Source organism: Paenibacillus sp. OSY-SE (assembly GCF_000283315.1).
GTDB classification, from domain to species: domain Bacteria; phylum Bacillota; class Bacilli; order Paenibacillales; family Paenibacillaceae; genus Paenibacillus_B; species Paenibacillus_B profundus.
The window spans coordinates 71,039-97,401 of the sequence record NZ_ALKF01000193.1 but is presented as its reverse complement, the minus strand read 5'-3'; the positions used below and the strand labels follow the sequence as shown (position 1 = coordinate 97,401).

Annotated in this window: 30 protein-coding genes; 27 read left to right on the top strand and 3 right to left on the bottom strand. The window is 49.7% G+C overall.

Annotation, left to right across the window (positions count from 1 at the left end):
- Positions 1-64: 64 nt before the first annotated feature.
- The gene (gene efp, locus A372_RS0121330) at positions 65-622 is read left to right on the top strand and encodes an elongation factor P (protein WP_019422935.1); all 558 of its coding nucleotides are present in this window, start codon (positions 65-67) and stop codon (positions 620-622) included.
- A gap of 997 nt (positions 623-1,619) precedes the next feature.
- Complete coding sequence (locus tag A372_RS0121325) at positions 1,620-2,873, top strand: aspartate kinase (RefSeq protein WP_019422934.1); 1,254 nt, start codon at positions 1,620-1,622, stop codon at positions 2,871-2,873.
- Between the two features lie 29 nt (positions 2,874-2,902).
- On the opposite strand, the gene A372_RS0121320 is transcribed toward A372_RS0121325, so the two are convergent.
- From A372_RS0121320 to A372_RS0121310, 3 genes are all read right to left on the bottom strand, one after another.
- Positions 2,903-3,364: a DUF441 domain-containing protein gene (locus A372_RS0121320; RefSeq protein ID WP_019422933.1), complete on the bottom strand. Its 462-nt coding sequence runs from the start codon at positions 3,362-3,364 to the stop codon at positions 2,903-2,905.
- A gap of 113 nt (positions 3,365-3,477) precedes the next feature.
- Positions 3,478-4,200: a 2-phosphosulfolactate phosphatase gene (locus tag A372_RS0121315; protein ID WP_019422932.1), complete on the bottom strand. Its 723-nt coding sequence runs from the start codon at positions 4,198-4,200 to the stop codon at positions 3,478-3,480.
- A gap of 61 nt (positions 4,201-4,261) precedes the next feature.
- On the bottom strand, positions 4,262-5,083 hold the full coding sequence (locus A372_RS0121310; protein WP_019422931.1) for a phosphosulfolactate synthase: 822 nt from the start codon (positions 5,081-5,083) through the stop codon (positions 4,262-4,264).
- Positions 5,084-5,351: 268 nt separating this feature from the next.
- Between A372_RS0121310 and A372_RS0121305 the strand changes: the two genes are divergently transcribed.
- From A372_RS0121305 to recN, 25 genes are all read left to right on the top strand, one after another.
- On the top strand, positions 5,352-5,621 hold the full coding sequence (locus tag A372_RS0121305) for a YqhV family protein (RefSeq protein ID WP_019422930.1): 270 nt from the start codon (positions 5,352-5,354) through the stop codon (positions 5,619-5,621).
- Between the two features lie 163 nt (positions 5,622-5,784).
- Complete coding sequence (spoIIIAA, locus tag A372_RS0121300; RefSeq protein WP_019422929.1) at positions 5,785-6,792, top strand: stage III sporulation protein AA; 1,008 nt, start codon at positions 5,785-5,787, stop codon at positions 6,790-6,792.
- On the top strand, positions 6,761-7,309 hold the full coding sequence (spoIIIAB, locus tag A372_RS0121295; protein ID WP_019422928.1) for a stage III sporulation protein SpoIIIAB: 549 nt from the start codon (positions 6,761-6,763) through the stop codon (positions 7,307-7,309). The genes spoIIIAA and spoIIIAB overlap by 32 nt, the downstream gene beginning before the upstream one ends.
- An 11-nt stretch (positions 7,310-7,320) precedes the next feature.
- Positions 7,321-7,524: a stage III sporulation protein AC gene (gene spoIIIAC / locus A372_RS0121290; RefSeq protein ID WP_019422927.1), complete on the top strand. Its 204-nt coding sequence runs from the start codon at positions 7,321-7,323 to the stop codon at positions 7,522-7,524.
- Between the two features lie 53 nt (positions 7,525-7,577).
- Positions 7,578-7,967 (top strand): stage III sporulation protein AD, encoded by a 390-nt coding sequence (gene spoIIIAD / locus A372_RS0121285; protein ID WP_019422926.1) that lies wholly within the window; start codon positions 7,578-7,580, stop codon positions 7,965-7,967.
- 13 nt (positions 7,968-7,980) lie between these two features.
- A complete protein-coding gene (spoIIIAE, locus tag A372_RS0121280) occupies positions 7,981-9,231 on the top strand; it encodes a stage III sporulation protein AE (protein WP_019422925.1) in 1,251 nt (416 codons plus the stop codon).
- Positions 9,232-9,264: 33 nt separating this feature from the next.
- Complete coding sequence (gene spoIIIAF, locus A372_RS0121275; protein WP_019422924.1) at positions 9,265-10,083, top strand: stage III sporulation protein AF; 819 nt, start codon at positions 9,265-9,267, stop codon at positions 10,081-10,083.
- A gap of 206 nt (positions 10,084-10,289) precedes the next feature.
- On the top strand, positions 10,290-10,955 hold the full coding sequence (gene spoIIIAG, locus A372_RS0121270; protein ID WP_019422923.1) for a stage III sporulation protein AG: 666 nt from the start codon (positions 10,290-10,292) through the stop codon (positions 10,953-10,955).
- 46 nt (positions 10,956-11,001) lie between these two features.
- Complete coding sequence (locus tag A372_RS0121265; protein ID WP_019422922.1) at positions 11,002-11,814, top strand: SpoIIIAH-like family protein; 813 nt, start codon at positions 11,002-11,004, stop codon at positions 11,812-11,814.
- Between the two features lie 140 nt (positions 11,815-11,954).
- Entirely contained in the window at positions 11,955-12,455 is a 501-nt protein-coding gene (accB, locus tag A372_RS0121260) for an acetyl-CoA carboxylase biotin carboxyl carrier protein (protein ID WP_019422921.1), read from the top strand.
- Between the two features lie 48 nt (positions 12,456-12,503).
- Positions 12,504-13,847, top strand: a complete 1,344-nt coding sequence (gene accC / locus A372_RS0121255) for an acetyl-CoA carboxylase biotin carboxylase subunit (protein WP_019422920.1) — start codon at positions 12,504-12,506, stop codon at positions 13,845-13,847.
- Positions 13,848-13,946: 99 nt separating this feature from the next.
- A complete protein-coding gene (locus A372_RS0121250; RefSeq protein WP_019422919.1) occupies positions 13,947-14,357 on the top strand; it encodes an Asp23/Gls24 family envelope stress response protein in 411 nt (136 codons plus the stop codon).
- Positions 14,358-14,427: 70 nt separating this feature from the next.
- Complete coding sequence (gene amaP, locus A372_RS0121245) at positions 14,428-14,967, top strand: alkaline shock response membrane anchor protein AmaP (protein ID WP_019422918.1); 540 nt, start codon at positions 14,428-14,430, stop codon at positions 14,965-14,967.
- A 14-nt stretch (positions 14,968-14,981) separates the two neighbouring features.
- A complete protein-coding gene (locus A372_RS0121240) occupies positions 14,982-15,212 on the top strand; it encodes a DUF2273 domain-containing protein (RefSeq protein WP_019422917.1) in 231 nt (76 codons plus the stop codon).
- Between the two features lie 159 nt (positions 15,213-15,371).
- Complete coding sequence (nusB, locus tag A372_RS0121235; RefSeq protein ID WP_019422916.1) at positions 15,372-15,854, top strand: transcription antitermination factor NusB; 483 nt, start codon at positions 15,372-15,374, stop codon at positions 15,852-15,854.
- 69 nt (positions 15,855-15,923) lie between these two features.
- Positions 15,924-16,781, top strand: a complete 858-nt coding sequence (gene folD, locus A372_RS0121230; RefSeq protein WP_019422915.1) for a bifunctional methylenetetrahydrofolate dehydrogenase/methenyltetrahydrofolate cyclohydrolase FolD — start codon at positions 15,924-15,926, stop codon at positions 16,779-16,781.
- 31 nt (positions 16,782-16,812) lie between these two features.
- Complete coding sequence (gene xseA, locus A372_RS0121225; protein ID WP_019422914.1) at positions 16,813-18,168, top strand: exodeoxyribonuclease VII large subunit; 1,356 nt, start codon at positions 16,813-16,815, stop codon at positions 18,166-18,168.
- Positions 18,169-18,173: 5 nt separating this feature from the next.
- The gene (xseB, locus tag A372_RS0121220; RefSeq protein WP_019422913.1) at positions 18,174-18,440 is read left to right on the top strand and encodes an exodeoxyribonuclease VII small subunit; all 267 of its coding nucleotides are present in this window, start codon (positions 18,174-18,176) and stop codon (positions 18,438-18,440) included.
- Positions 18,436-19,347 (top strand): farnesyl diphosphate synthase, encoded by a 912-nt coding sequence (locus A372_RS0121215; protein WP_026011195.1) that lies wholly within the window; start codon positions 18,436-18,438, stop codon positions 19,345-19,347. The genes xseB and A372_RS0121215 overlap by 5 nt, the downstream gene beginning before the upstream one ends.
- 764 nt (positions 19,348-20,111) lie before the next feature.
- Complete coding sequence (locus tag A372_RS0121210) at positions 20,112-20,738, top strand: hypothetical protein (RefSeq protein ID WP_019422911.1); 627 nt, start codon at positions 20,112-20,114, stop codon at positions 20,736-20,738.
- Positions 20,719-22,617 carry a 1-deoxy-D-xylulose-5-phosphate synthase gene (gene dxs, locus A372_RS0121205; protein ID WP_019422910.1) on the top strand — a complete coding sequence of 633 codons (1,899 nt, stop codon included), beginning with the start codon at positions 20,719-20,721 and terminating at the stop codon, positions 22,615-22,617. The genes A372_RS0121210 and dxs overlap by 20 nt, the downstream gene beginning before the upstream one ends.
- A 45-nt stretch (positions 22,618-22,662) precedes the next feature.
- On the top strand, positions 22,663-23,493 hold the full coding sequence (locus tag A372_RS0121200; RefSeq protein ID WP_019422909.1) for a TlyA family RNA methyltransferase: 831 nt from the start codon (positions 22,663-22,665) through the stop codon (positions 23,491-23,493).
- 136 nt (positions 23,494-23,629) lie between these two features.
- Positions 23,630-24,085 carry a hypothetical protein gene (locus tag A372_RS0121195; RefSeq protein ID WP_019422908.1) on the top strand — a complete coding sequence of 152 codons (456 nt, stop codon included), beginning with the start codon at positions 23,630-23,632 and terminating at the stop codon, positions 24,083-24,085.
- Between the two features lie 66 nt (positions 24,086-24,151).
- A complete protein-coding gene (gene ahrC, locus A372_RS0121190; protein WP_019422907.1) occupies positions 24,152-24,601 on the top strand; it encodes a transcriptional regulator AhrC/ArgR in 450 nt (149 codons plus the stop codon).
- Between the two features lie 23 nt (positions 24,602-24,624).
- Positions 24,625-26,346, top strand: coding sequence for a DNA repair protein RecN (gene recN, locus A372_RS0121185; RefSeq protein ID WP_019422906.1), 1,722 nt, complete (start codon positions 24,625-24,627; stop codon positions 26,344-26,346).
- The last annotated feature ends 17 nt before the right edge of the window (positions 26,347-26,363 follow it).

The following is a 26,363-nucleotide window of genomic DNA, read 5'->3' as shown; positions in this document are numbered from 1 at the left end:
CTTGACGGTTCTCGGCGTCATAATGGATAAACGGGGTTGCCATGCATGTAGGAGGGAATTTACAGTGATATCAGTTAACGATTTTAAGACAGGCTTGACAGTGGTAGTGGACGGTGACATCTTCTCCGTCGTAGACTTCCAGCATGTAAAGCCAGGTAAAGGCGCAGCGTTTGTACGCTCCAAATTGCGTAACTTGCGCAACGGAAACGTAGTTGAGAAGACGTTCCGTGCGGGAGAAACGATCGGACGCGCGCAAATCGATAATCGCGAAGTGCAATATTTGTATAACAGCGGTGACGAATATACGTTTATGGATAACGAATCTTATGACCAATTCTCCTTGACCAAAGAGCAATTGGAATGGGAAATTAATTTCTTGAAAGACAACATGATCGTTAACATTGTTAGCTATCAAGGCGAAATTTTAGGTATTAACTTACCAAATAGCGTTGAACTGCAAGTTACCGAGACTGAACCTGGCGTAAAAGGGAACACGGCTCAAGGCGCGACGAAGAATGCGACTGTGGAAACCGGATTGAACGTCCAAGTGCCGCTCTTCATTAACGAAGGCGACGTTCTCTTGATTGATACGCGTGAAGGCAAATATATTTCACGCGCATAATGGAAGTGCACTAAGGCTATGAGTGTAATTGTGCTCATAGCTTTTTTCTGTTTTGATGTAACATCAGGGTTCAGGAATAAACTTTAACGTGAAAGGGTATTATTTGTTAGGTGTAACAGTAGGTGGCTTTGAAATTGGAGCCAAGATTAATGATAGTTGGTCGAGGGATTTTATATTTAGTGTAAATGCTTAGTCAAATAAACTGACTTAAACAAACATTGCACCTTCGCGAAAAATGGTTAAGGGACTTACTATCTCTTAATGAACCATCAACGCCAGGTGCATTTTTATATCGTTCAAAAAATATCAGAATTAACTTTTTTAAACCTGTGCTTGAATAGTACATAAAGCTTGGATGCTACAAGCAATGCGAAAAAAGTAATGATTACATCCAGAAAGTACAGCTCCAATTTATATTGGGTTTTGGAAAAAGGTCTGGGCTGAACAAATACAGTGCATGCGATGGGAAGTCTGTGTCTCTATACCAGATGAATTTTAATGGCCATCCAAGTAACCGGGTGCTGTTATTTAAAGTTTGAAACGTATTAAACAATACAGGGAGGAAGGGAATTATTAAACTACATGCAAAGAGGATTTTGTGTGTCTTTGTTACCATAAAGACCTCCTTAAATTTAAATTCACAAGAAGTCAACACTCAACTTGTTCGGTCAAGATCTATCTTTACAGTATAAGCGTAGCGTGGAAAGGAATATATTTCAAATTTTCAAGGAGTAATTTCTGTACAGAATCCATTTTAGATAACGGAAATGTGAGCATGCCTAAAGTGATTTCGTGAATGCTTTTTTAGGGCAGTCTGTGTTTGCCAAACGAACACGTTATCTCATTGCTTGGAGCCACTCTCCCCGCAGGTCAGAATCCGAACATGCCAGACCGTGCAGATTTTCATATATTTTTTCCACCATACGAATAAAAACATGCTATAATATGCAATTAAATGAAAGCATCATACAGTTTACATGGGTGGGAGTGAGTCAGCGTGGCACTATACGTCATGAAATTCGGGGGCAGTTCTGTCGGAGATCTCGAACGGTTGAAGCGGGTTGCCAAACGAATCATTGAAAAAAAAGAACAAGGCCACCAATGCGTCGTCGTCGTCTCCGCGATGGGGGATACGACGGACGAATTAATCGATCAATCCAGGAATTTGAATGAGAATCCGCCTGCGCGCGAGATGGACATGCTTCTCACGACAGGGGAACAAATATCTGTCGCCCTTCTATCCATAGCCATCCATCAACAAGGTCATGATGCAGTATCGATGACGGGATGGCAGGCAGGCTTCCGCACAGATGAAACGCACGGCAAAGCCCGCATTCAGGATATTCAGCCAGAACGAGTGAAGAACGCATTGCATGACGGGCAAATTGTAATTGTAGCCGGATTTCAAGGCATGACGAACAGCGGTGAGATTACGACCTTGGGCCGTGGAGGCTCAGACACGACGGCCGTCGCCCTAGCTGCAGCCATCGAAGCAGATGTCTGTGAGATTTATACGGACGTGGACGGAATCTATTCGACAGATCCTCGTATCGTACGATGTGCCCGCAAATTAAAAGAGATTTCCTATGATGAGATGCTGGAATTGGCTCATTTAGGCGCGGCAGTTCTGCATCCGCGGGCGGTTGAGTATGCGAAGCACAACAACGTATGCATCGTTGTTCGCTCAAGCTTCAACCATAATGAAGGGACCTATGTGAAGGAGGAAGCGATTATGGAACAAGGCGTCGTCGTCAGCGGCATCGCTTATGATAAGAACGTAGCACGAATTAGTGTACTCGGCGTTGCTGATCTGCCGGGTGTGTTGGCGAACATGTTCGGAGCGCTCGCAGATGCGCATATTGATGTTGATATTATCGTTCAGAGCGGTGTGCAAGATGGTGAGGCAGACTTCTCCTTTACGACGGATCTTCATGACTGTGAACGCGCGATTGCCGTGCTTGAACAGATTCGAGCAGAGGTTCCGTATCGGGAAGTTACGTCCGAAGTTGATTTGGTGAAGATTTCTATCGTAGGGGCGGGCATGGTCAGTCATCCAGGTGTTGCAGCGAAGATGTTCAAAGTCATCTCCGAGACAGGGGTCAGCATCAAGATGGTCAGCACGTCCGAGATTAAAGTGTCCTGCGTGGTGGCTGCGGACAACATCCATGATATTATCCGCGCGCTCCACACAGCTTATGGCTTGGACACATTGGAGCAGGCATTCGTCGGCGGCCCGAAAGATCGACGCTAAGCAACGGTCAAGACGCAGCATTTCTCATATTAGAACTTGTCTATAATCCACCTGCTGATTTGCAGTAATAATGCGGTAATACCGGCTGCCATTAACGGTCCGACCGGTATGCCGCGCAACATGACGATCCCGATGATTGAACCGGCGACAAGCCCAACAATCATTTGCGGATCGTTTTTTAATAGATCCAGTCCTCTGCCATTCATCGATGTTGCAATCGCACCGCCAGCTAGCGCCAAGAGGCCGGGCCAGGAGGTAAGCGTCTGCAATAAGTCTTGCGTGCTGATCCGTTCAGCGGCAAAGGGCACGAGGACTGCAATGGTCAAAAACAGCAACCCGAATTCCAGACCGCGCCGTTCAATAGTCGGCAGGAATCGTTCCAAATGGACAAGTTTAATAATTAACAAAATACAAGCGGCCGTCGTAATAATAGGGGACCTGCTCACCAACCCGACAATAATAAGTGTTAGCAATACGAACTCGCCATTCATAAAATATGCTCCTCAGAAGAGAGTTGTTCCGCAGAAAAGGTGCTGTTATTTAAACTTATGAACAAGCCCTCTCACTTTAGAACAGGAAAGAATGTGCGCCTCTGCCCCAATGCTTATAGATTGAATGGCTTCATGATGTTGTTCTCTAGGATGGGCACAAGCGGATTCACATTGACCTGTGCGCAATAATCGACATCTTTGGCGTAGCCGAGCTTGGATAGTCGTTTACCGCCGGAAGAGCTCATTAATGCCTGAACCATATTGTTTTCATGGAAACGATAGGCGCTATACATCATAGAGCCGTAATCGTTCGTGACTATTTCCTGCACGTTTTCCCCACAACGATACAACTCAGCTAGGATTAGCCCGGCACAAAGACCGTCTTCGAAAGCAAATGTATCCTGTGTACCTGCGCAGAGCAGGGCAATATCTTTGCGAAGCTTATAGGCGGCGTTAGCGCATGCGGCAGCATTGATCATTGCGCCTGCCAACACGTGATCGGCTTTCATCGCTTTCTGGATGGCACGGGTTCCGTTCGAGGTCGTCAAGACGATACGTTTCCCATTATAATCGTTCACCATGTACTCGAAAGGAGAATTGCCGGTGTCAAATCCGGTAATCTTCTTGGAGTAACGCTCACCGCCAAGCACATCACCGGTTTGAACGGTCTGCTTAGCCTGACTGACCGTCTCTACGGGGATGACGCCTGATGCACCGTGGGACAATGCCGTAACAATGGTGCTTGTCGCCCGCAGAACGTCGATGACGATGACGGTGCGATGCGTAAGATCAATGGCTCGAGCTTCATTTACGCTTGCAATGACATCGACTTGCAACCATCACCACCTCCTCCGTGATTATTAATTTTTTTCGTTCTGAATTTTCGTTCTGAAATGGTTAATTTGTACCTCGCAGCAAATCGGGCTGATTCATCGTATCGGAACGAAGGCCGCGACGCAGCGCCTCGCACGCGATAATCTCCTGCGGGGCGATATTGCCAATATTGGCGCGGAGTCCGGCCGTGTGAAGAATGGCTACCTGCTGATCTTTACGCGGCGCCTCCCACATCAACCGTTCCGGTGTGTGAACGGCTTCAATGATTCGGGTCACGAGAGCGGTGTCACAGCTGCCGCTGTCATCATATACGCCCACCCCGATACCGGATTCTCTTCCTTCGAGCGTCATCCACGCGGAACCGTGCGCGATATCTTCTGTGAAGGTTTCCAGCAAGTCATCCAAGTGAAATGATGATACGGAATCTTTTTTTCCGTACTCCGTACACACATGAAACCCTAGCTCACGTGCCCGCCCGATCAATGTGTTGCGCACTTGGCGCGGCAGCGTAATCGTCCCATCTGACACTTCCACACCTGTGAATCCCGTTTCTCCCATCATATGAAAAAAATCTTTGACAATGCCTTTTGCGATCGCGATCTCCAGAAATGTTCCGCCGGGCATGACCGTAATTCCGTATCGCTTGGCAGCGTTCAGCTTGGCGGTAAGCAGGCGATGAGGGATAACAGCTGAGGTGCCGAAGCCCAGCTTGATTATATCGATATGCTCATGGGCCAGTTCAAGCATATCCGTAAATTCGCCTAGCCCCAGCCCTTTGTCCATAACCATCGTTAATCCTGACGTTCTCGGCTTGCGTTCACGTTCTCCGCTCGGATCGCATAAGGCACTTGGCCAGGCTTCGATTTGATTGTCCGTCAAGCTCATGTTCACAATCTCCTTCATGTCAGCAGGATAGTCGAATCATGGAAGCAATATATGCGGTTCGCCCCTGACAGGTGCCTAGTTCAACCATGTGAAGTCCGTATTTGATGGAATAGAACGATGTGAAAAGTGTGATGAACACGCTGGAGGATGCTCTAAAACGGCATGGGCAAGCATAGAATGGTTTCAGCATAGAGAGGACAGGCAGCGGGACGAAGTAACTTATGCGGCTTCAGGGCTGCGCATGTGATCCGGAAGGAGGGAATGAACCGTGTCGATTGATAAATTTGTCGCAAGTATGGCCGGGCTGAGAGTGATGTCAGGATGTTTGGAAATAACGGCGGCGATCATTATGCTGAGGCTTAACCAACCGGAGCGGGCACTGGCGGTGAATTCGCTGCTTGCTTTGGTTGGGCCGATGGTATTAATCGCGACGACGACGATCGGACTAATTGGTATGGCGGACAAGCTCAACTGGAACAAAATAGCGTGGATCGTCGTTGGGGTAACTTGTCTGCTTATCGGCATTCTCAAGAAATAGACATATAGATAGTGCGGCTTGTTGCATAAATGAGGGACAAGAACCATACATATGTTGATACGAGCAGCGACACAGTCAATGTCGAAGCAGAGGCAGCCTTACACGCAGAAAACGTGTGCCTCCTCACACAGCGTTGCAGCGTGTTTGCATGGGGGGAACAGATATGAATACTCTGAGTTGGTCAGCAGTGCTGCCTCCGGAACTGAAATCCGTCCTGATGCGTCTGCCTGCACGGATGCTTGCCGAACTGGAAGAAATTCGTATACGGGAAAGACGGCCGCTTGAAATCGGCGTGATGGGAGACTTCTATTTAGTGACCCCGCTCGGCACGGTGACGGAGGACCCCGATGCGGCCTATCGTCCAAGCCGTGAGGACGGTCATCAATTACTCGATTTCATTACGAATCATTCGCTATATACGATGGAAGAGGAGCTGCGCCGCGGGTTCGTGACCATCCCGGGAGGGCATCGCATCGGCTTGGCGGGACGGACCGTGTTAACACAGGGCAGTGTCAGTCATTTACGAGAGATTACAGGATTTAATATTCGAATAGCAAGAGAAGTGCGAGGAATTGCCGACTCCATTATGCCGATGATGCTTGATTTCAGACATCAGACCGTGTATCACACGTTGATTGTCTCTCCACCGCAGCATGGGAAGACGACGATGCTCCGCGATATTGCGCGTGCAGTTGGCACGGGGGCATGGAATCATCCTGAAGCAAGATGGAAAGCGTTGAAGGTGGGCATCGTCGATGAGCGTTCGGAGATTGCCGGGTGCATCAAAGGCGTACCAAGCTATGATTTAGGCTACCGGACCGATGTCATGGACGGCTGTCCGAAGGCGGAAGGAATGATGATGTTCATTCGCTCCATGTCTCCTGATGTGCTCATCGTCGACGAATTCGGGCGGGACGAGGACTTGCATGCGATGCGCGAAGCGATGCATGCGGGCGTAAGGCTGATTGCCTCGGCTCACGGAGCGGATATAGACGATCTGATAAAGCGTCCAAGCATTCAGCAGTTGATGGACGAAGGGGCATTTGGCCGCATCGTCGTACTGAAGCGTTCCAAGCGCGAATGGCAGCGGAAAGTGTACGACGAGAAGCGCAGGGCACTGCAGGGGCAGGATAGCCAAGGTGTCAAGAAGGGAGGGGGCACCGATCGTTAAATTTATTGGAGCGGCGCTTCTCATCGCCTCGGCCTCCAGCATCGGCTGGTTGAAGGCGGCGCAATACGCGGCGCGTCCGAAGCAGCTGCGCTTGCTCAATCATGCTCTTCAACGACTGGAGACGGCGATTGTGTACGGTCATACGCCGCTCTCGACCGCGTTTACCGACATCAGCAGGCAAATGCCTCCTCCGCTTCAACTTATCTTTTCGGAGGCCGCTCAAGCGATGAATGGTGCCGATGGTCCTCCATTGACTGCCCGGGAAGCTTGGGAACACGCGTGGCGGCGTAATGGAAGGAAGACGGCGCTTGCCAAGGACGACATACGAATTTTGAACGAGCTCGGCTACAGCTTAGGCGTAAGCGATCGCGAGGATCAGAGAAAGCACATTCGGCATGCCGTCAAGCAGTTGGAGCAGGAGGAAAGCACGGCCAGGGAAGAACATCAACGGTACGGTACGATGTGCCGCAGTCTGGGCGTATTAAGCGGATTGTTAGCTGTTATTTTGATGTATTGAGGTGCCAGGGGATGAGTGTGGATGTTAGCGCCATTTTCCAAATTGCCGGAATCGGCATCATCATTGCGATGATTCATACCGTGCTGAAGCAAATGGGAAAAGAAGATATGGCCCATTGGGTGACGGTAATCGGCTTTGTCGTGGTCTTATTCATGGTCGTCCGCTTGCTGGATCACCTTTTTCAAGAGATTAAGACCATCTTCTTGTTTCAATGATAATGTGTGATCAAAAGTGGGTCTAAAATGGATTCTGCTCGGCAGGTGATTTCATGGAAATCATTCAAGTGGTAGGTCTCGGGCTGCTCGCAACGATTCTGGTACTTGTCGTAAAAGAGCAGAAACCGATGTTTGCTTTTTTAATATCTGCCTTTGCGGGGATATTAATCTTTCTCTTCCTCATCGGGAAGATAGAAACCGTCATTCATGTGCTTGAGGACTTGGCGGAGCGCTCAGGAATTCAACCCGTCTATTTAAAGACGATTTTGAAAATAATCGGGATTGCTTACATCGCAGAATTCGGGGCCCAAGTCGTGCGCGATGCTGGACAAGAAGGTATCGCTTCAAAGATTGAGCTTGCAGGGAAAGTGCTTATCATGGTTCTGGCCATCCCGATTATTAGTGTCATTATCGAAACGGTGATGAGATTGCTTCCGGCGTAAGGATGGAGAGCGAATGGATCGAAGCCAATTGAAAAGGTCGCTGACTAAGTCGAATAGGCTCAAGTGGACGTGGATCGCCATGATGTGCTGTTTCCTGTTCGCCTTTATCGGTGTTGGATTTGCCGCTCCGGACGAGCTGTCCCATAAGGAAAAGCCTGCTTCTTCCATAGCGACGAAAGCCTGGGTGGAGCAGCAAGCCAACCGGCTGCAGACGGGGGAAGTTGAGCGCTATTGGAATGATTTGCTGACCCAATATGGCGGCTTTTTTCCGAAGGATGCCATGCCCAGCTTCGTGGACATCCTGCTTCCCGGCGGGGAGAAGCTTACAATAGGCAATGTGCTGAGAGCGATTAGCATGTTCTTAATGCAGGAAGTGGTCATGAACGGCAAGCTCATCGTGACGATCGTTATATTAGCTGTATTCAGCATGGTGTTGGAGACGTTGCAGACCGCGTTTGAACGAAATGCGGTCAGTAAAATCGCCTACGCCATCTCATACATGGTCATTATTATATTGGCGATCAATAGCTTCCACATCGCGATTGGATACGCGAAGGATGCGATTTCGAGCATGATTCACTTCATGATGGCGATGGTGCCGCTCCTATTCACGCTGCTTGCTTCGATGGGCAATGTGGTTACGGTCTCCGTCATGCATCCGCTCATCGTCTTCATGGTGCACATTATCGGCACGCTGATTTATGCGGGGGTGTTTCCGCTGCTATTCTTTTCAGCGGTTCTTCATATCGTCAGTGCGTTGTCGGACAAGTATAAGGTGACGCAGCTTGCCAATTTGCTGCGCAATATTAGCGTAGGGCTGCTAGGTGTGCTGCTTACCATTTTTTTGGGCGTGATCTCCGTGCAAGGTGTTACGAGCTCGATAACGGACGGTGTCACGATTCGAACAGCAAAGTACATTACAGGCAACTTCGTGCCCGTCGTGGGACGCGCATTCTCTGACGCGACGGATACGGTCATCTCGGCATCGCTGCTGGTTAAGAATGCAGTCGGCTTGACAGGGGTCATCATTTTATTGTTCTTATGCGCTTTTCCGGCTATCAAAATTTTAACGCTGGCGCTTATTTACAACGTATCCTCCGCCGTCATGCAGCCGCTCGGCGACAGTCCTGTCGTCGGATGTCTCAAGACAGTCGGCAACAGCATGATCTACGTGTTTGCCGCTATGGCAGCTGTGGGCTTAATGTTCTTTCTCGCCATTACGATACTGTTAACCGCAGGTAACGTCACGGTCATGATGAGGTAGCGTTGTCAAGCATGTGGGGAAGGAGCTCGTGGCATGAGCTGGTTAGGTCAATGGCTGAAAGAAATAATAATGATCATTCTACTGGCGACATTCATAGACTTGCTGCTGCCGAATCGCACGATGCAGCGTTATGTTAAGCTCATGCTGAGCCTGATTATATTACTTACGCTGCTGTCTCCCGTGCTGAAGCTGTTCGATGCGAAAGTAACGGATGAATTAGCCGAACAGTGGAATACGATGTTGTCTTCCGGCACGCAAGCTGCGGGGAATGAGCGGACAAGCTTAGCAAATATACAACAGCAAGGGGAGCAGCTGGCGCGGGAACGGCAGGCAGATGCGCTTCGTCTAGCCGCTCTGGAGATCGAATCCCGCATGAAGGAACAGCTCAGTGTGGCCCTCAGGTCATCGGATAAATCGGGTTCGGAGTCCGATTCTCAACAAGCGTTGCATGCGGAAGTAGCGGATATTGACGTAACGCTGTCCCGCGATGTCAAGCAGGGGCAGCCTGTTATCGAGCGGATAACGGTCATTATGAAAGAGGTTGCCGAAGTTCCGGCTTCATCGTCTGCACCTTCCGCCCGTGAGCGTCAGGAAAGTGTGTCTCCATTGCCTATTGAAGCGATTGAAGACGTTCAAAATGTTGAAAAGGTACACGTCGATACAACACAACGCAGTGACTCCGGTAGCTCTCCGACAACGCAACGATCGACGGCTGCGCCTGCCTCGACATCTATCATAAAAAAACAAGTCAGCGCTGGGATAGAGACACAAGCCATCAGGGCGTTAACGGCTTCCTGGCTCGTCTCTCCTGAGCAAGTATCGATTCAGTGGACAGAAACGAACAAATACTAATCTTTTTCGAGAAATGCTTCCGATATCGTTTTCTTGCGAAAACTTGTACTTCTTGGTGCTGAAAAGTGACCTATTTGAACACGCACTAAAGGTACTAATTTTAAAAAAACGATCGTAAATCGGTCATAAAAACAAAAGAAACGCGTATAGGTGAAAATAGGACAAGTGAGAGCAAGTCCATTCTACGCAAAAGGCGGTCGATAGCGTTGGCGAAATGGTTGCAGCAGGTCGAAAAGTGGATCGGCAAGGGTGCAAACGGTTCGAAGCGCGTACGAACGTTCCGCTGGCTGCTCATTCTCGGTCTCGTAGGTGCGGCACTCCTCTTGTACGGGTCGTTTCAACCGTTTGACAGCAGCAATGGGGGGCTTACAGGCAAAAAAAATACGGGCAGGGAGCCTCCGGCAGTCGGTGCGTTCGAAACGGTAGATGGGAAGGATTCAGCTGCAGCAGCTTCTACGATTGCATTCGAATCCGTTGAAAGATCGTTTGAATCACGAGTCAAAAGCATCTTGGAAGAAATTGTAGGCGTCGGACAAGTAGATGTGCTTGTCACAATTGATTCGACCGAAGAGATCATCGTTCAACGCAATTACAAAGACAATCAGCAGCAGACGAACGAAACTGATGCAAACGGAGGCAAACGCAATGTCACCAATTACACGCGCGATGGTGAAATTGTCATGTACCAGGATTCAGGCAATCAGACTCCGATTGTAACGAAGCGCATCAAGCCGAAAGTGCGCGGAGTCGTCGTCGTCGCCAAAGGGGCAGAGAACGCGGTGGTGAAGCAGATGATTGTCGATGCCGTGGAAAAAGGATTGAATGTGCCAGCGTACCGCATATCGGTCGTCCCACGCAAAATCGCCGAGTAGCAAAGAATAGGCAGAACGCGAGAATGGAGAAGGAGGAAGTGTAACGATGAACACAAAAAGACAAACGATATGGCTGGTTTCGATGCTGAGCTTAATGGTGGTGCTGTCCGCATACTACTTGTTTACGGAAGATACGCCATCCCCGCTGCAGGAGACAGCGGATAACGTCCGAATGGGAGAACAGCTCAAGGGGGATGCGACCGAGGTAAGTCAACTGCCGGAAATTCAAGTGACTCCGGTATCCACTGGTGATGAGGCTGAATCGAAGGCCACAGGGAATGCCGCGGAAGGAAGCGCCATGACCGGTGAGGGAGCGGGAACGAATGGTGCGGCGACGACACAGACCGATGCCGGCAAGGTTAAGGATGACCAAGCGGGAGCGGCTGCAACCCCTCAGGATAAGGCTGCGAAGACGGATACGGAAGATGGCGCGGCATCCGCAGGCAACGCAAAGACGGGAGACAAGGAACAGGCCATCCTCGATCAGATTGAGGCCGAAGGCGTTATGAAACGCAGCATGATCGAAGAGAAGCAAATGCAGCGCAATGAGCAGTATCAGCAAGATATGGAGCGGCTCATGGCGATGATTAACGACTCTAATACGACCGGAGACAAGTGGTCCCAAGCCTATGAGGAAATGAACGTGTTGGACGAGCGTGAAACGAAGATTACGAACCTGGAATCCGAATTGCAGAAGGAATACGATAACGCCGTCATTACGCAAGATAACGATAGATACAAAGTTGTCGTGCAAAGCGACAAGATGGAAGTGAAAGAAGCGGTCGACATTATCGACAAGCTGATGAAAGAGTTAGACGTGACTCAAGATAAGGTAAGCGTGCAATATGTATCGGAGTAACGCTTGCAATAGGAACAAGCCCAGTTCAAAACTGGGCTCTTTCCATTTGATGCGTTTGTGATATAATACATACGTCTGTAGATTGTCCGCTTTGAAACGAATCTACCTTTTATACATATTGTCACGAGGAGTGAAAAGCGTTGTTCAAGATAAGCGAAATCAAAGAGTTGATAAAGCTGTTGGACCAGACTTCTGTGCATGAACTGGAAATCGAGAACGAAGGTTACCGTCTATCCATTCGCAAGCCAGGCAAAACCGAAGTTATTAGCGTCCAACCTGCACCTGCACAGCATACATATCCTGTCGTATCGGTTGCTCCTCAGCAACCTGCTGCAGCAGTAGAGACTGCTGCAGAGAAGCCTGCGGAAGCGTCCGCTGCCCAGGCGGCAGATCAGGCGGGACTGCACAAGATCGTATCGCCGATGGTAGGCACGTTCTATAGTGCGCCGTCTCCGGAAGCTCCGTCTTTCGTTAACACGGGGGATAAGATCAATGAGAAATCGGTTGTATGCATATTGGAAGCGATGAAGTTGATGAATGAGCTTGAAGCCGAAGTCAAAGGTGAAATCGTTGAAGTGCTTGTAGAGAACGGGCAATTAGTCGAATTCGGCCAGACTTTATTCTTGGTGAAGCCGGAATGACGGGGGATCCCCATTCCGAATCAGATGCCAAGCCAAGGAGGTCTTAGGATGAAGTTTCAGAAGATTCTTATTGCTAACCGTGGTGAAATCGCTGTTCGTATCATTCGCGCTTGCCGAGAGCTCGGGATTGCAACCGTAGCTGTCTATTCCGAAGCAGACCGTGATGCTCTGCACGTACGATTGGCTGATGAAGCGTATTGTATCGGACCGACATCATCCAAAGAGAGTTATTTGAATTTCACCAATATTATGAGTGTTGCTACGTTGACCGAATGTGATGCCGTGCATCCAGGTTACGGATTTCTAGCGGAGAACGCTGATTTTGCGGATATTTGCGAATCGTGCGGCATTACGTTTATCGGACCGTCTTCCGATGCCATTGAGCGTATGGGGGACAAAGCGGTTGCGAAGCAGACGATGAAGGATGCGGGGGTTCCGGTTATCCCCGGTTCTAACGGTCTGGTGGAAGATATGGATGAAGCGTTAATGATCGCTCGTGACATCGGCTATCCCATCATCATCAAGGCGACAGCCGGTGGGGGCGGTAAAGGGATTCGGATTGCCGAGAATGAAGACTCGCTCGTGAAGCAAATGACTACGGCTCAACAAGAAGCGGAAAGAGCATTCGGAAACGCCGGAGTTTATCTAGAGAAACTTTTGACGGGGATGAAACACGTTGAAATCCAGATTATTGCGGACAAACACGGTCATGCTGTTCACTTAGGTGAACGTGACTGTTCCATTCAGCGGCGCCGTCAGAAACTGATCGAAGAAGCGCCTTGTTCCATTTTAACGCCGGATATTCGTGAGCGTATGGGGGAAGCTGCCGTGCGTGCGGCTCTAGCCGTTGATTATTCCGGAGCAGGGACGTTGGAATTTTTGCTGGGACCGGACGGTCAATTTTACTTCATGGAAATGAATACACGGATTCAAGTTGAGCATCCGGTCACGGAAATGATTACGGGAATCGATCTGATTAAAGAAATGATCCTCGTAGCTCAAGGCGAACCTTTATCCTTCCGTCAAGAGAATGTTCAGATTGATGGTTGGGCGATAGAATGCCGTGTGAACGCAGAAGATCCGGCACGCAACTTTATGCCGTCAGCTGGACAGATTCATTTCTATCTGCCTCCAGGGGGCTTCGGAGTGCGGGTGGATAGCGCTGCATATCCGGGATATGTTATTTCACCTCACTACGATTCCATGATAGCGAAGCTTATCGTGTGGGCGCCAACGCGGGAAGAAGCGATTGAGCGCATGAAGCGGGCGTTATCCGAGTTCGCCATCGAGGGCATCCATACGACGATTCCGTTCCATATGCGTCTTTTGCAGCATCCGAATTTCGTACAAGGTGATTTTGACATCAAGTTTTTGGAAGAGCATGAGGTATAGCATTGAGTCGTTTGTCATAGAAATGGACAAATGATATAGTTAGAATAATAACGGACAAGAATCGCCTCAAGGCATAAAATAATGGGGAGTGTGTGACGGATGAATCAGACGATCGTTCCGGATTTTGAGCGTACGGACCTAGGTAATATTCAAATTGCGCCAGAAGTCATAACTGTCATTGCAGGACTTGCTACAATTGAAGTAGAGGGTGTTGCTGGTATGAGCGGTGGCTTTGCAGGTGATATCGCCGAGCTGCTGGGTCGCAAGAACCTGTCTAAAGGTGTAAAGGTTGAGGTCGGGCAGCGCGAAGCGGCTGTGGACGTAAATATTATCGTTGTATATGGTCACCGCATTCCGTCCGTGGCTGATGAGATTCAACAGAATGTCAAGCGTTCCATCGAGACAATGACGGGTCTCCATGTCGTGGAAGTGAATGTGCATGTTCACGATGTGCACTTCAAGACGCAGGAGAAGCTGGAGGAAGTTGATAATCCAGTACGAGTGAAGTAAATATGATAAGTTAAACCCCCTCCTGGTGGCAGGGGGTTTACTGCCATTCAACAAGGAGGCACGGGCTAACGTGAGCAGAATTGTGGACAGGCTTTTGTTGTTTGTGTATAGTTTTGTCATCGGTGCCATCTCGGTAGCGGCCATATTGGCGGCATTGGGGTTAATGGGCAGACCGATTGACTTTACAGAACCGTTCTTGATTCAGACGACCGTTATTGCGACGGCCGCCGTTTTATTTTTACTGAGCGTGCGTTTTTTCTACGTATCCATTCGCCGCGAGCGTGCATCCCTGCCGTCGATCGATCAGCGTACAGATATCGGCGATATTAAGATTTCTTTGGAAACTATAGAAAATGTAGCTCTCAAAGCGGCAGCTCGCGTAAGAGGCGTCAAGGATTTGAAGGCTCGCATCCGTACAAATGAAGCGGGACTCGATATTATGATCCGCACCGTCGTCGATGGAGAAACGGCGATCCCCAGCATGACGGAGGAAGTGCAGTGCCAAGTTCGAGATTATGTTCAAGAGATTACAGGGATTCCGGTCTCATACGTATCGGTATATGTCGCGAATATCGTACAGACGCAAACCTTCAAAGCGCGCGTTGAATAGGTGGTGAGCTTTCCATGTGGAAAGAGATTTGGGAGAGTCACGGGGGACGCATCATCGGCATCGCGGCAGGTATCTTTTTTGGCATGCTGTATTTGATGGTCGGCTTTTGGGATATGCTCTTCTTTGCGCTGCTTGTATTCATCGGATACAATGTAGGCAGACAGAAAGACTTACATTTGGGCCCCATGTTCCCGTGGCAACGTATCGGTTCATGGTTGTCTGAACGTTGGAGAAGGTTGAAGTAGTCCTATGGACGCTCCGAACGACTGCCTTGATCGCCGGTGATGACCGACGGAAGACAATCGGAGCGGGCATAGGATTTTTTTAAATGAATCAGTTCGTCACTTTTAGTAAATAAGGAAGCTATAGGGTTGCCGGACGCTTTATACGCAGGAGGATAAATAATGAAAAGACGCATCGCCAGAGAGATGGCTATTCAGAGCTTATATCAGCTTGAAATGACGGAGGTAACCCCGGAACAAGCGGTTGCCATGATCGTCACGGAATCGAACCAAGACAATGAAATCGGCGTTAAGCCCGAGCATGCTGAGGCTATGCATAAGCATGTTCTAGAATGGGTTCATGCTACTTGGAAGCAGCGCGAAGAAATCGATATGATTTTGGCGCATTACTTAAAAAATTGGCAAATGGACCGGCTATCGCGTGTCGACAGACAAATTCTGCGTCTTGCTTGCTATGAAATGAAGTTCCGTGATGACGTTCCTCCGAAGGTGGCAATTAACGAAGCCATCAATTTGGCGAAGCACTTCGGCACGGATGAATCAGGCAAGTTCGTAAACGGCGTGCTCGGTCAACTGATGCGGGATAGCGAACGCTCGCAAGTATCCGCAGAAGCCGACACCGAAGAGGCCGAGATCGAAGAGTAGAGAGCTGGCATCGGATTGGTTAGATCAGTGATGACGACATCAGTGGATTCATGAATGGGGGAGTAGACGATGACAGCATCTGTATTGGATGGTAAAGCTTTATCTCGCACGATTCGCGAAGAGGTTAAACAGGAAACCGCACGATTGCAGGAACTTGGAATTCAGCCGGGACTGGCCGTTGTGCTCGTTGGTGAAGATCCGGCTTCGCAAGTGTATGTCAACAGTAAGCATAAGGCATGCCTCGAGCTTGGATTTTATTCCGAGGTGCATCGTCTGCCGAATGATACGACACAAGAGCAGTTGCTAGGTCTTGTGGATCAACTGAATCAACAGGGGACCATTCATGGCATCCTCGTTCAGCTCCCTCTGCCGAAGCATATTGACGAAAAGGCCGTAATTGATGCCATTTCCGTGGAAAAAGACGTCGATGGGTTCCATCCGATCAGCGTCGGCAACATGGTAATCGGCGATGAGTCGTTGTTGCCATGCACGCCAGCAGGCATGATGGAAATGCTGAAACGCAATCGCATCCCAATCGAAGGAAAGCATGCCGTCGTCATCGGACGGAGCAACATTGTCGGAAAGCCGATCTCGCTCTTGCTGCAAAGAGAGAACGCTACCGTCACAATGTGCCATTCCCGTACGAATAACATGCGTGAGCTTACACGCATGGCCGACATATTGGTTGTCGCTATCGGTAAAGCTCATTTCGTAGATCGCTCGTTCATTAAGCCGGGTGCCGTCGTCATCGATGTAGGCATGAACCGGTTGGAGAACGGTAAGTTAGTGGGCGATGTAAACTTCGATGATGTGGTGGAGGAATGCAGTTGGATAACACCGGTGCCTGGCGGGGTCGGCCCGATGACGATTACGATGCTGATGGTGAATACACTGAAGGCAGCGAAACGGGTTCATCAGATTCAGTAACAGGAGCGGGTACAGAAAGGAGGCAAAAGTCGTGTCCTCAGAAACGCGAATACTGTCCATTAAGGATGTAAACCGATATATCCGTATGAAATTGGAAGGGGACGCCATGCTGCAGGATGTATGGCTGCGCGGCGAAATATCGAACTTCACGCACCATTCCAGCGGTCATATGTATTTCACGTTGAAGGATGCAGATAGCCGCATTCGAACGATTATGTTTGCCTCCCATAATCAGAAGCTTGCTTTTCGTCCTAAGGAAGGGACTCGAGTGATTGCGCGCGGATATGTAACGGTATACGAACGGGACGGTCAATACCAGTTCTACGCGCAGCACATGCAGCCCGACGGCATCGGAAGTTTGTACATGGCATATGAGCAGCTTAAGGAACGGCTGCAAGTGGAAGGATTGTTCGAAGAGGAACGGAAGCGTGCGCTACCGCGATTCCCCAAGGCGATTGGTGTCATTACGTCACCTACGGGTGCGGCAGTCCGCGATATTATGATTACGCTGAAGCGAAGACAGCCCGGAATGTCTGTGCTGCTCTATCCCGTTCTTGTGCAGGGGACCCAAGCAGCCGCATCGATCGCTGCGGCGATTGAAGCGATGAATCGCCATCAAGAGGCGGACGTGCTTATCATTGGCCGCGGGGGCGGCTCACTGGAAGAACTGTGGGCTTTTAACGAAGAGATCGTGGCGCGTGCCATAGCCGGGTCTTCCATTCCGGTCATTTCGGCAGTGGGACACGAGACAGACTTTACGATTGCGGACTTTGTGGCCGATCTGCGCGCGCCGACACCGACGGCTGCTGCGGAGCTTGCCGTCGTCCATCATGAGGAGCTGAGCAAGCATCTGCTCCATATGCAGCAGCGGCTGCAGCACGGGATGAACCGTCTGCTGAACCGCAATCAAGAGCGGTTGATGCGCGCACAGCAGTCCTCCATGTTGAGAAGACCGGAGCAGTTGACCTTGAAGCAGGCAGAGCGCTTGGAACGACTAACCGAACAACTGCACTATCGGTCCATGCTGCACATCGGCAAAGCGGAAGAACGCTGGAAGGAACTGCGCGGCCGTCTACGTGAGCAGACCCCAGTCCATCAGATTCGCACGGCTCGGCAGCGGCTGACGAATGCTGAGCGGCAGTTGCAAGGTACGATGGCGGCTCAGATGAGACAGCATCAGATGGTGCTTGGCGGCCATATGCGCCAGCTTGACGCGCTTAGCCCGCTCAAGATCATGTCACGCGGCTACAGCCTCGTGTACGACGAACAGGAATCCAAAATTATACGTACCATTGCAGACGTTCAGCTTGGAGACGTGGTCAATGTGAAATTAAGCGACGGCCAATTGAATTGTCAAGTATGGTCTATGAAAGGAGAGCGTGAATAACTCCCATGGCAAAGAGCGAAGTCGAAATAATGGAAGAACTGAATTTCGAAGCGGCGATGGAAAAACTGGAACTGATTGTCTCGCAGTTAGAGGGTGGTGACGCTCCCCTTGAGCAAGCCATCGATCTATTTCAAGAAGGAATGCGCTTATCCAAGTTCTGCTCCGAGAAGCTTCAGCAAGTGGAGCGCAAGATCGAAATGCTGACTGAACAGAACGGCGAATTGAAACGACAGCCGTTCAGCCCTGAAGAAGAGGGTGGTGTCATTGATTAATCCTCATCCCGCCGGATCGTTCACCTCTTACTTGAAAGATCGAGTGACTAGGCTGGAACAATTGCTTCCGACCATGCTGCCTTCCAACTGGTATGTGCCCGATCCGTTGAGACAAGCAATGCACTATTCACTAATGGCAGGTGGAAAGCGCCTTCGGCCTGTGTGCGTATTGCTGGCTTGCGAAAGCTTGAATGGAAGAGCTGTGGCTGCAGAGCCCGTTGCCTGCGCCGTCGAGATGATTCACACCTATTCGCTCGTTCATGATGACTTGCCTGCGTTGGACAATGACGATTACCGGCGCGGCAAACCGACGAACCATAAAGTATATGGCGAAGCTATGGCCATCTTGGCAGGTGATGGATTGCTAACGCACGCGTTCCATACGATCGTGCAGAGCTCCCGCCAATTCGGTGTTCCTGCAGAGGTCGCGCTCGCTATCGTGGAAGAATTGGCGGAATATGCCGGCATGAGAGGCATGGTCGGTGGACAAGCAGCCGATATGCTGGGCGAACAAGGGATTACGACGATCGAACAGCTGGAATACATTCACTTGCACAAGACAGGTGATCTAATCGTATTCTCTCTACGCGCCGGGGGGCGGATTGCCGGAGCAAATGAAGCGCAGCTTCAAGCGTTAACGATATATGGAACAAAGCTCGGCTTAGCGTTCCAAATTCAAGACGATATATTGGATGTCGTCGGAGATGAAGCGATGCTCGGAAAAGCGAAAGGAAGCGATGAGAAGAGCGGCAAAGTGACCTATCCTTACTTTATCGGTCTTGAAGCTTCACAGCAAGAAGTGGAACGGTTGACGCGGGAAGCGAAGCAGGCGATAAGTGATGCAGGCTTTCCGGTACCGGAACGTTTGTTCGAATTGGCTGACTATTTAATGAAGAGAAACCATTAAATGGCGCGTAAAACGATAAAAAATGTGATATAATAGGGCTTACGTAGAGTGGTGCAGTATTCTAGTCGGCCTCCCAACATTGAAGGCGGGCCTAAAAATTCGCCAAAGGGCACATCGATGAAGTTCCTGGTGTTGGCTTTCGACGCCCAGTCGGGGGCTGATGCTGGGAGTTAAGGTTGTGGGGCGATCCACAATGGCATGTGGGCGTTGACCCCGCTTCCGCGGAGGCCCAAGTGCGTGGTACGACGCCCTCGCGCGTCGCATTACGGCTTGGGGTATGAACCTACATTGCGAGTCGCACATATCATTTCCTCTTACTTAATGAAATGGTACTGTACGAACCCGACTTGTTTGTAGCGTAGCCTGCCTTGAGTGAATCTGCAGGGATAGCGGATGTGTAGAACTGATGTCCTTCGGCCAAAGGCCATCATTTCGGATGCCGTTTGAAATCTGGTTTGCAAAAGAGGCTAAGGGTTGGTTCAGGGCTGCTCGAGGAAAACTCCTAGACTGTTCACGTGCGTGAGACTTCTTGGGGATTATAGTGTGGACTAAGTGGTAATTCAGTCTGACGATCGGCAACGACGTCAAGACGACCGTAAAGGGAAACTGCCTGTTCGGCGACGAATAGGTGGTCGTCTGGGAAAACCTACTGGACCTAAGCCACAGCGTTTACTTAAGAAGTTACCACTCCCAATATATTTATTACATCAGTTAATTCGTTATTTATAAAATGTAACCTCTTAAAGGATGGAACGACTAATATAATGAAATTCTCATTTAAACATTCCGTTAGATGGAGCGTCTTGATTTTCTTCATCACGTTTGCGCTTGCTGCCGTCTTCTCCGTCACATCGACCGCGATGCTGGAAGGAGTGGGCTGGAGCATTGGCATGGTGATCGTGCTCTTGCTCGTGCTTATCGGAGTGTTTTTTGATATGATGGGCTTAGCTGCAGCGGCAGCGAATGAAACGCCGTTCCACGCCATGGCATCAGAGAAGGTCCATGGTGCCAAGCAGGCGATTTCTATCGTGCGCAACGCAGACCGGTTCTCTAATTTCTGCAATGACGTCATTGGTGATATTACGGGGGTTATTAGCGGAGCGGCAACAGCCATCGTCGTAACGAATCTGCTGTATGCAATGGATGCGGACACGGCGCTGTTGAAGACGGTTACGAGCGTTGTCTTCACTGGTCTCGTTTCAGCGTTGACAGTGGGAGGCAAAGCATTGGGGAAATCATTTGCCATTTATTATGCAACACCAATTGTGCTGATTATTGGCAAATGCTTTCATGTTTTAGAAACGAAACTAAAAATTTCGCTCTTCACTAAGAAACGCAGCAAATCGAAACAACGAAAGCGAGGGAAATCCCGTGCTGCTCGAACAGATTAACCAACCTAGCGATTTAAAGCGAATGACTAAAGAACAGTTAGTTCCATTGGCGGAGGAAATTCGTCAATTTCTGATCGAAAAATTATCTGCGACAGGCGGACATTTGGCTCCTAACTTGGGTGTTGTCGAGCTGACGCTTGTCCTGCATTATTTATATGACAGTCCCAAGGATAAAATGATATTCGACGTCGGTCATCAGGCTTATGTACATAAGATTTTGACTGGGCGCAAGGAGCGGTTTGATACACTGCGCCAATACAAAGGATTGTGCGGCTTCGTCAAACGTGCGGAGAGCGAGCACGATGTGTGGGAAGCAGGCCATAGCAGCACTTCCTTGTCAGCGGCGATGGGGATGGCATTGTCACGCGATTTCAAAGGAGAAGACAGCAAAGTGGTTGCCGTCATTGGAGATGGCGCGCTCACTGGCGGGATGGCTCTGGAAGCGCTCAACCATATAGGGCATGAACAGAAGAAATTAATGGTCGTCTTGAATGATAATGAAATGTCGATTGCGCCGAACGTTGGAGCTCTACATAATTACTTGAGCAAAATACGCTCTGACCGCAATTACAAAAAAGCGAAAGAAGAAGTGGAACAGCTTCTAAAGAAGATTCCAGCCATCGGAGGTAAGCTGGCCAAGACAGCGGAACGGATGAAGGACAGCCTCAAGTATCTCGTCGTTTCCGGTATGCTGTTCGAAGAATTCGGCTTGAAATATTTCGGACCGGTCGACGGTCACGATGTCGATAAGCTGATTGACATTTTCCAGCAAGCGGAGCGCGTGGATGGTCCGGTGCTCGTCCATGTCTTGACAACCAAAGGCAAGGGATACTCTCCTGCGGAAGCCGATTCGCACAAGTGGCACGGCATCTCGCCCTACAAGATTGAATCCGGTCAACCGTTGAAGGCGGTCGGCAATCCGATGTATACGGAAGTGTTCTCGAACGCCTTAATCGAACTGGCGCAGCAGGACGAGCGTATCGTCGCGGTAACGCCGGCGATGCCGGGCGGTTCGGGGTTGCTGAAGTTCGCTGAGACGTTTCCGGGCCGGATGATCGATGTCGGCATAGCGGAACAGCACGCGGCCACTATGTGCGCAGCGCTTGCAATGGAAGGGATGAAGCCGGTGTTCGCCGTCTATTCGACTTTCCTGCAACGGGCGTACGACCAAGTCGTACATGACATTTGCCGTCAGCATGCCAACGTCGTATTCGCCATCGATCGCGCCGGATTTGTCGGGCCGGACGGCGAAACGCATCATGGTGTGTTCGATATTACATTCTTGCGTCATATCCCGAACATGGTGCTGATGATGCCGAAGGACGAGAACGAGCTGCGCCACATGCTCAAGACAGCGGTGGATTATGAAGCCGGGCCTATTGCAGTGCGTTACCCGCGCATCAACGGTGTTGGCGTGAAGCTGGATGAAGTGCTGACTCCCATACCGATCGGATCATGGGAAATCGTTCGCCAGGGCGATCATGCAGTTGTACTTGCCATCGGACCGATGGTGCAAGTGGCGGAAGAAGCGGCGGAGCAATTGCGGCGCGAAGGAATACAATTGCGTATCATTAATGCCCGTTTCATCAAGCCGCTGGATGAAGCAATGTTGATTCAGCTAGCCAAGGAACAAATCCCTCTTCTTGTCATGGAAGAAGGAGCCATAGCCGGTGGATTAGCGAGCGCGGTGATGGAATTTTATGCGGAGAATAATCTATTCGGAGTTAAAATCAAGCCGATAGGTGTTCCGGATTGCTTCGTCGAGCACGGAAGCATTAAAGAACAACGCCTGGAGGTTGGCTTGACGGCTGAACGTCTAGCGAAGGAAGTTCATACGATGTTGTTCGCACATGGGAACAATGTGATGACCCGGGCTTGACGGAGTGACGCCGTTACAGAGAGTGAAGTCAGACAGGAGCAAAGCATGTCTATACCTAAAGAACGGATTGATGTCCTGCTTGTTGAGCAGGGCTACTATGATAGTCGTGAAAAAGCAAAAAAGTCTATTATGGCTGGATTAGTCTATGCAAATGAAGAACGAATCGAGAAAGCGGGCATGAAGGTTCCGCGCGATGTCTCCATTAAGGTAAAAGGCGCGCTTCATCCTTATGTCAGCCGTGGCGGATTGAAGCTGGAGAAGGCGATACGCCACTTCGACCTGTCCTTGGACAGCAGTGTTATGCTGGACATCGGAGCATCAACGGGAGGTTTTACGGATTGCGCTCTTCAAAATGGAGCGAGCCAAGTGTACGCCATCGATGTCGGTTACAATCAATTGGATTGGTCCTTACGGAATGACGAACGGGTTCATGTCATGGAACGGACCAATTTCCGCTATATGGAGCCAGAGCATCTCGAAGGTCCGCAACCGGACACGGCGACGATTGACGTGTCCTTTATCTCGCTTAAGTTAATTCTTCCGCCTTTGAAGCGGCTTCTTGCTGCCGGAGGACGTGTCATTGCTCTTATCAAGCCTCAGTTCGAGGCGGGACGGGATAAGGTTGGCAAATCGGGCGTCGTACGTGATCCGAGCACGCATGAGCAAGTGCTGCGAGACGTTCTGGATTTTGCGGCTTCCATCGGGTTTCATTTAGAAGGGTTGACTTACTCTCCAATTACCGGTGGTGAGGGCAATATTGAATTTTTAGCTTATTGGACTGTGCCTGAGCAGGCGAATGAACCGGAACCGCAAATATCCCGCGACGGGATTGCTGCTGTCGTCAAGGAAGCTAATTCCACATTTCGCACTTCATAAGGTATCCAGATAGGCTAAGCAGCAAAAGAAACTCATCCGGGACAGGCATCCGACGGATGAGTTTCTTTTGCTCTTCGATTCGCTGAATTACAGTAAGTTGCATATATCCTAATCCTAACCTGAGGTGAATGACCATATGGGCGATCTATGGGTGATGGGCATAATCGGAATTGGATTATTGCTTTGGATTGGTTTTGGACTGCGCCATTATGTGCGTACGTCTGAACCGCTGGAGGATGTAATATTAAGTGACCGGTTCCCGCAAGACGAAGAAGTCATTGCTTTAATTGAAAGCAGCGGCTATGAAATCATTGGCGGTAAATTTTTCGTTCCGCTGCATTTTTGTCTCGATGGGGAAAATTTGGAGCCGACGCGACTTTGGGGGGATATGGTCGTCAAACGGGACGAACAATGGTATATTGTTCGTATCGCACGAGAACGGATGCAATTGGATTGGAGTGCGAGCGGGTTGCGCAAGCTATGGTCACCTTATTTTGCGGCTTATCCGGATTGCGCCGGGTTGCTTATTGTAGATTTATTGGAACGACGAGTACGTCTGTTGCGTATGGATTTTGGAGAAGCGCAATCTTGATAAGCAGTTTTTATATTGATTTTCAATGGATATCTACACACATGATTGATCTAATGGAGGGCATGCATGAAAGGACAACGACATATTAAAATCAGAGAAATCGTTATGAATAATGACATCGAGACGCAGGATGAACTGGTTGACGCGCTGCGCCAAGCCGGATTCCATGTTACGCAAGCGACCGTGTCTCGAGATATGAAAGAACTGCACCTTATCAAAGTTCCAATGGATAATGGACGATATAAATATTCACTGCCAATCGATCAGCGCTTCAATCCGGCACAGAAATTGAAGCGTGCGTTGTTGGATAACTTCGTCAGCGTCGATAGTGCCGAGAATCTGGTTGTCATGAAGTGCTTGCCAGGTACGGCGAATGCGATTGCTGTGTTGATGGACTCCATCGAGTGGCCTGAAATTATGGGGACGGTGTGTGGTGATGACACGATACTAATCATTTGCCGAACGAAGCAGCTCAGTCAGGCCGTCGTAGACCAGATTATGAGCCACATTTCATAACTTGCGTTCGGGAGGGGTGCTCCATGTTAGTAGCTATATCCATTCGTAATTTGGCAGTTGTCGAATCGGTGCAACTGCACTTTCATCGTGGATTCCATGTTCTTACAGGGGAAACGGGAGCAGGTAAATCCATCATTATTGATGCACTAGGGCTTATCGGCGGAGCACGAGGATCGGCCGACTTCGTTCGCTACGGTTGTGATCGGGCTGAGGTCGAAGCTTCATTTGATTTGCCAGGAGATCACCCGGTTTGGGATGCGCTATTGCGTTTAGGCATCCAAGCCGATCGTGACGAATTGCTCATTATCCGCCGGGAATTGACGGCGCATGGAAAAAGCTTATGCCGGATGAACGGTCAAATGGTCAACTTGACGATGCTGCGCGAGGTTGGAGAATTGCTCATAAATATACATGGACAGCACGAACATCAATCACTGCTTAAGGTAGAGCGTCATCTGGAATGGTTAGATGCTTACGGCGGTGAGGAGTTAGCTTCCATCAAGACACGATACCGTGAAGACTTCGGGTGCTTCATGGCGCTTCAGCATGAATTGAATCAACTGAAGGAGACAAGCCAACAAGCGTACCAGATGCTTGATTTGTATCGCTTCCAGATTGAAGAACTTAACAATGCCCAACTAAAAATTGGCGAAGATGAATGTTTATCGGAAGAAAAGCGCAAACTAGCCAATGCAGAGAAGCTGATGGATCATGTGAACAACGCCTATGAACGATTATATGCACAGGGAGCCATGGATTCAGTCAGTGTTGCACTATCGAAGCTTGAGGATGTATTGGTGTATGATACGGTGAAATTCCAGCCTATGGTGGAGCAGCTTCAGTCTGCCTATTACCAACTGGAGGATGCAGCGTATCAGCTCAGGGACTACCGTGAAAATATAGAGTTCAATCCAGTTCGTCTCGAACAAATTGAGGAGCGTCTTGATCAGCTTACCTCATTAAAACGCAAGTATGGATCAACCGTTGAAGACATGCTCCAATATTTACAGCGGATTGAAGCCGAAGCGGATAAGATTGAACATAAGGATGAACGTATCGCTGCTCTAGAGAAGGAAGCGCAAGAACGACTCGTCAAGCTGGCGCGCAAAGCGGAGGCGTTAACCAATGCTAGACGCCAATTGGCTAATGAATTGACGACTCGCATTGAAGCAGAGCTGCAGCACCTTCATATGGAACGAACACGGCTAGATGTCCGGCTTGATCGGCTGCAAGGCGAACAGGGCTTTGATGTGAACGGCGTGTCGGTTCGCTTTACGAAAAACGGTTGGGACGATGCGGAGTTTCTTATTTCCCCTAACCCAGGTGAACCGCTTCGCCCCCTTCATAAGATTGCGTCTGGGGGAGAATTGTCCCGCATTATGCTGGCGATGAAGACCATATTTGCTCAGGTGGATCGGATTCCGGTGCTCGTGTTCGATGAAGTGGACACGGGGGTAAGCGGTCGTGCCGCGCAAGCGATAGCTGAGAAGCTGGCATGGGTGTCCAGCAGTGGTCAAGTGTTCGCCATTACGCATCTGCCACAGGTGGCTTGTATGGCCGATCATCAATATTATATCGAGAAGCAGGTGCGGGATGAGCGCACTTCAACGCAAGTAACGGAATTAGACGAAACAGGTCGCATTGCCGAATTGGCTCGTATGCTCGGTGGAGTGGAAGTGACGGAAAGAACTTTGCATCATGCACAAGAAATGCTGAAGTTGGCTGAACGTCAAAAAGGTGCGTAAATAAAGGGATTGAGGAA

Bases quoted from the DNA above. Each gene is read 5' to 3' on its own strand.
- A372_RS0121320 (WP_019422933.1), bottom strand. From the start codon at position 3,364: ATGAATGGCGAGTTCGTATTGCTAACACTTATTATTGTCGGGTTGGTG.
- A372_RS0121310 (WP_019422931.1), bottom strand. From the start codon at position 5,083: ATGAGCTTGACGGACAATCAAATCGAAGCCTGGCCAAGTGCCTTATGC.
- spoIIIAA (WP_019422929.1), top strand. From the start codon at position 5,785: ATGAATACTCTGAGTTGGTCAGCAGTGCTGCCTCCGGAACTGAAATCC.
- spoIIIAC (WP_019422927.1), top strand. From the start codon at position 7,321: ATGAGTGTGGATGTTAGCGCCATTTTCCAAATTGCCGGAATCGGCATC.
- spoIIIAD (WP_019422926.1), top strand. From the start codon at position 7,578: ATGGAAATCATTCAAGTGGTAGGTCTCGGGCTGCTCGCAACGATTCTG.
- spoIIIAE (WP_019422925.1), top strand. From the start codon at position 7,981: ATGGATCGAAGCCAATTGAAAAGGTCGCTGACTAAGTCGAATAGGCTC.
- spoIIIAF (WP_019422924.1), top strand. From the start codon at position 9,265: ATGAGCTGGTTAGGTCAATGGCTGAAAGAAATAATAATGATCATTCTA.
- A372_RS0121265 (WP_019422922.1), top strand. From the start codon at position 11,002: ATGAACACAAAAAGACAAACGATATGGCTGGTTTCGATGCTGAGCTTA.
- accC (WP_019422920.1), top strand. From the start codon at position 12,504: ATGAAGTTTCAGAAGATTCTTATTGCTAACCGTGGTGAAATCGCTGTT.
- A372_RS0121250 (WP_019422919.1), top strand. From the start codon at position 13,947: ATGAATCAGACGATCGTTCCGGATTTTGAGCGTACGGACCTAGGTAAT.
- A372_RS0121240 (WP_019422917.1), top strand. From the start codon at position 14,982: ATGTGGAAAGAGATTTGGGAGAGTCACGGGGGACGCATCATCGGCATC.
- nusB (WP_019422916.1), top strand. From the start codon at position 15,372: ATGAAAAGACGCATCGCCAGAGAGATGGCTATTCAGAGCTTATATCAG.
- folD (WP_019422915.1), top strand. From the start codon at position 15,924: ATGACAGCATCTGTATTGGATGGTAAAGCTTTATCTCGCACGATTCGC.
- xseB (WP_019422913.1), top strand. From the start codon at position 18,174: ATGGCAAAGAGCGAAGTCGAAATAATGGAAGAACTGAATTTCGAAGCG.
- A372_RS0121210 (WP_019422911.1), top strand. From the start codon at position 20,112: ATGAAATTCTCATTTAAACATTCCGTTAGATGGAGCGTCTTGATTTTC.
- A372_RS0121200 (WP_019422909.1), top strand. From the start codon at position 22,663: ATGTCTATACCTAAAGAACGGATTGATGTCCTGCTTGTTGAGCAGGGC.
- A372_RS0121195 (WP_019422908.1), top strand. From the start codon at position 23,630: ATGGGCGATCTATGGGTGATGGGCATAATCGGAATTGGATTATTGCTT.
- ahrC (WP_019422907.1), top strand. From the start codon at position 24,152: ATGAAAGGACAACGACATATTAAAATCAGAGAAATCGTTATGAATAAT.
- recN (WP_019422906.1), top strand. From the start codon at position 24,625: ATGTTAGTAGCTATATCCATTCGTAATTTGGCAGTTGTCGAATCGGTG.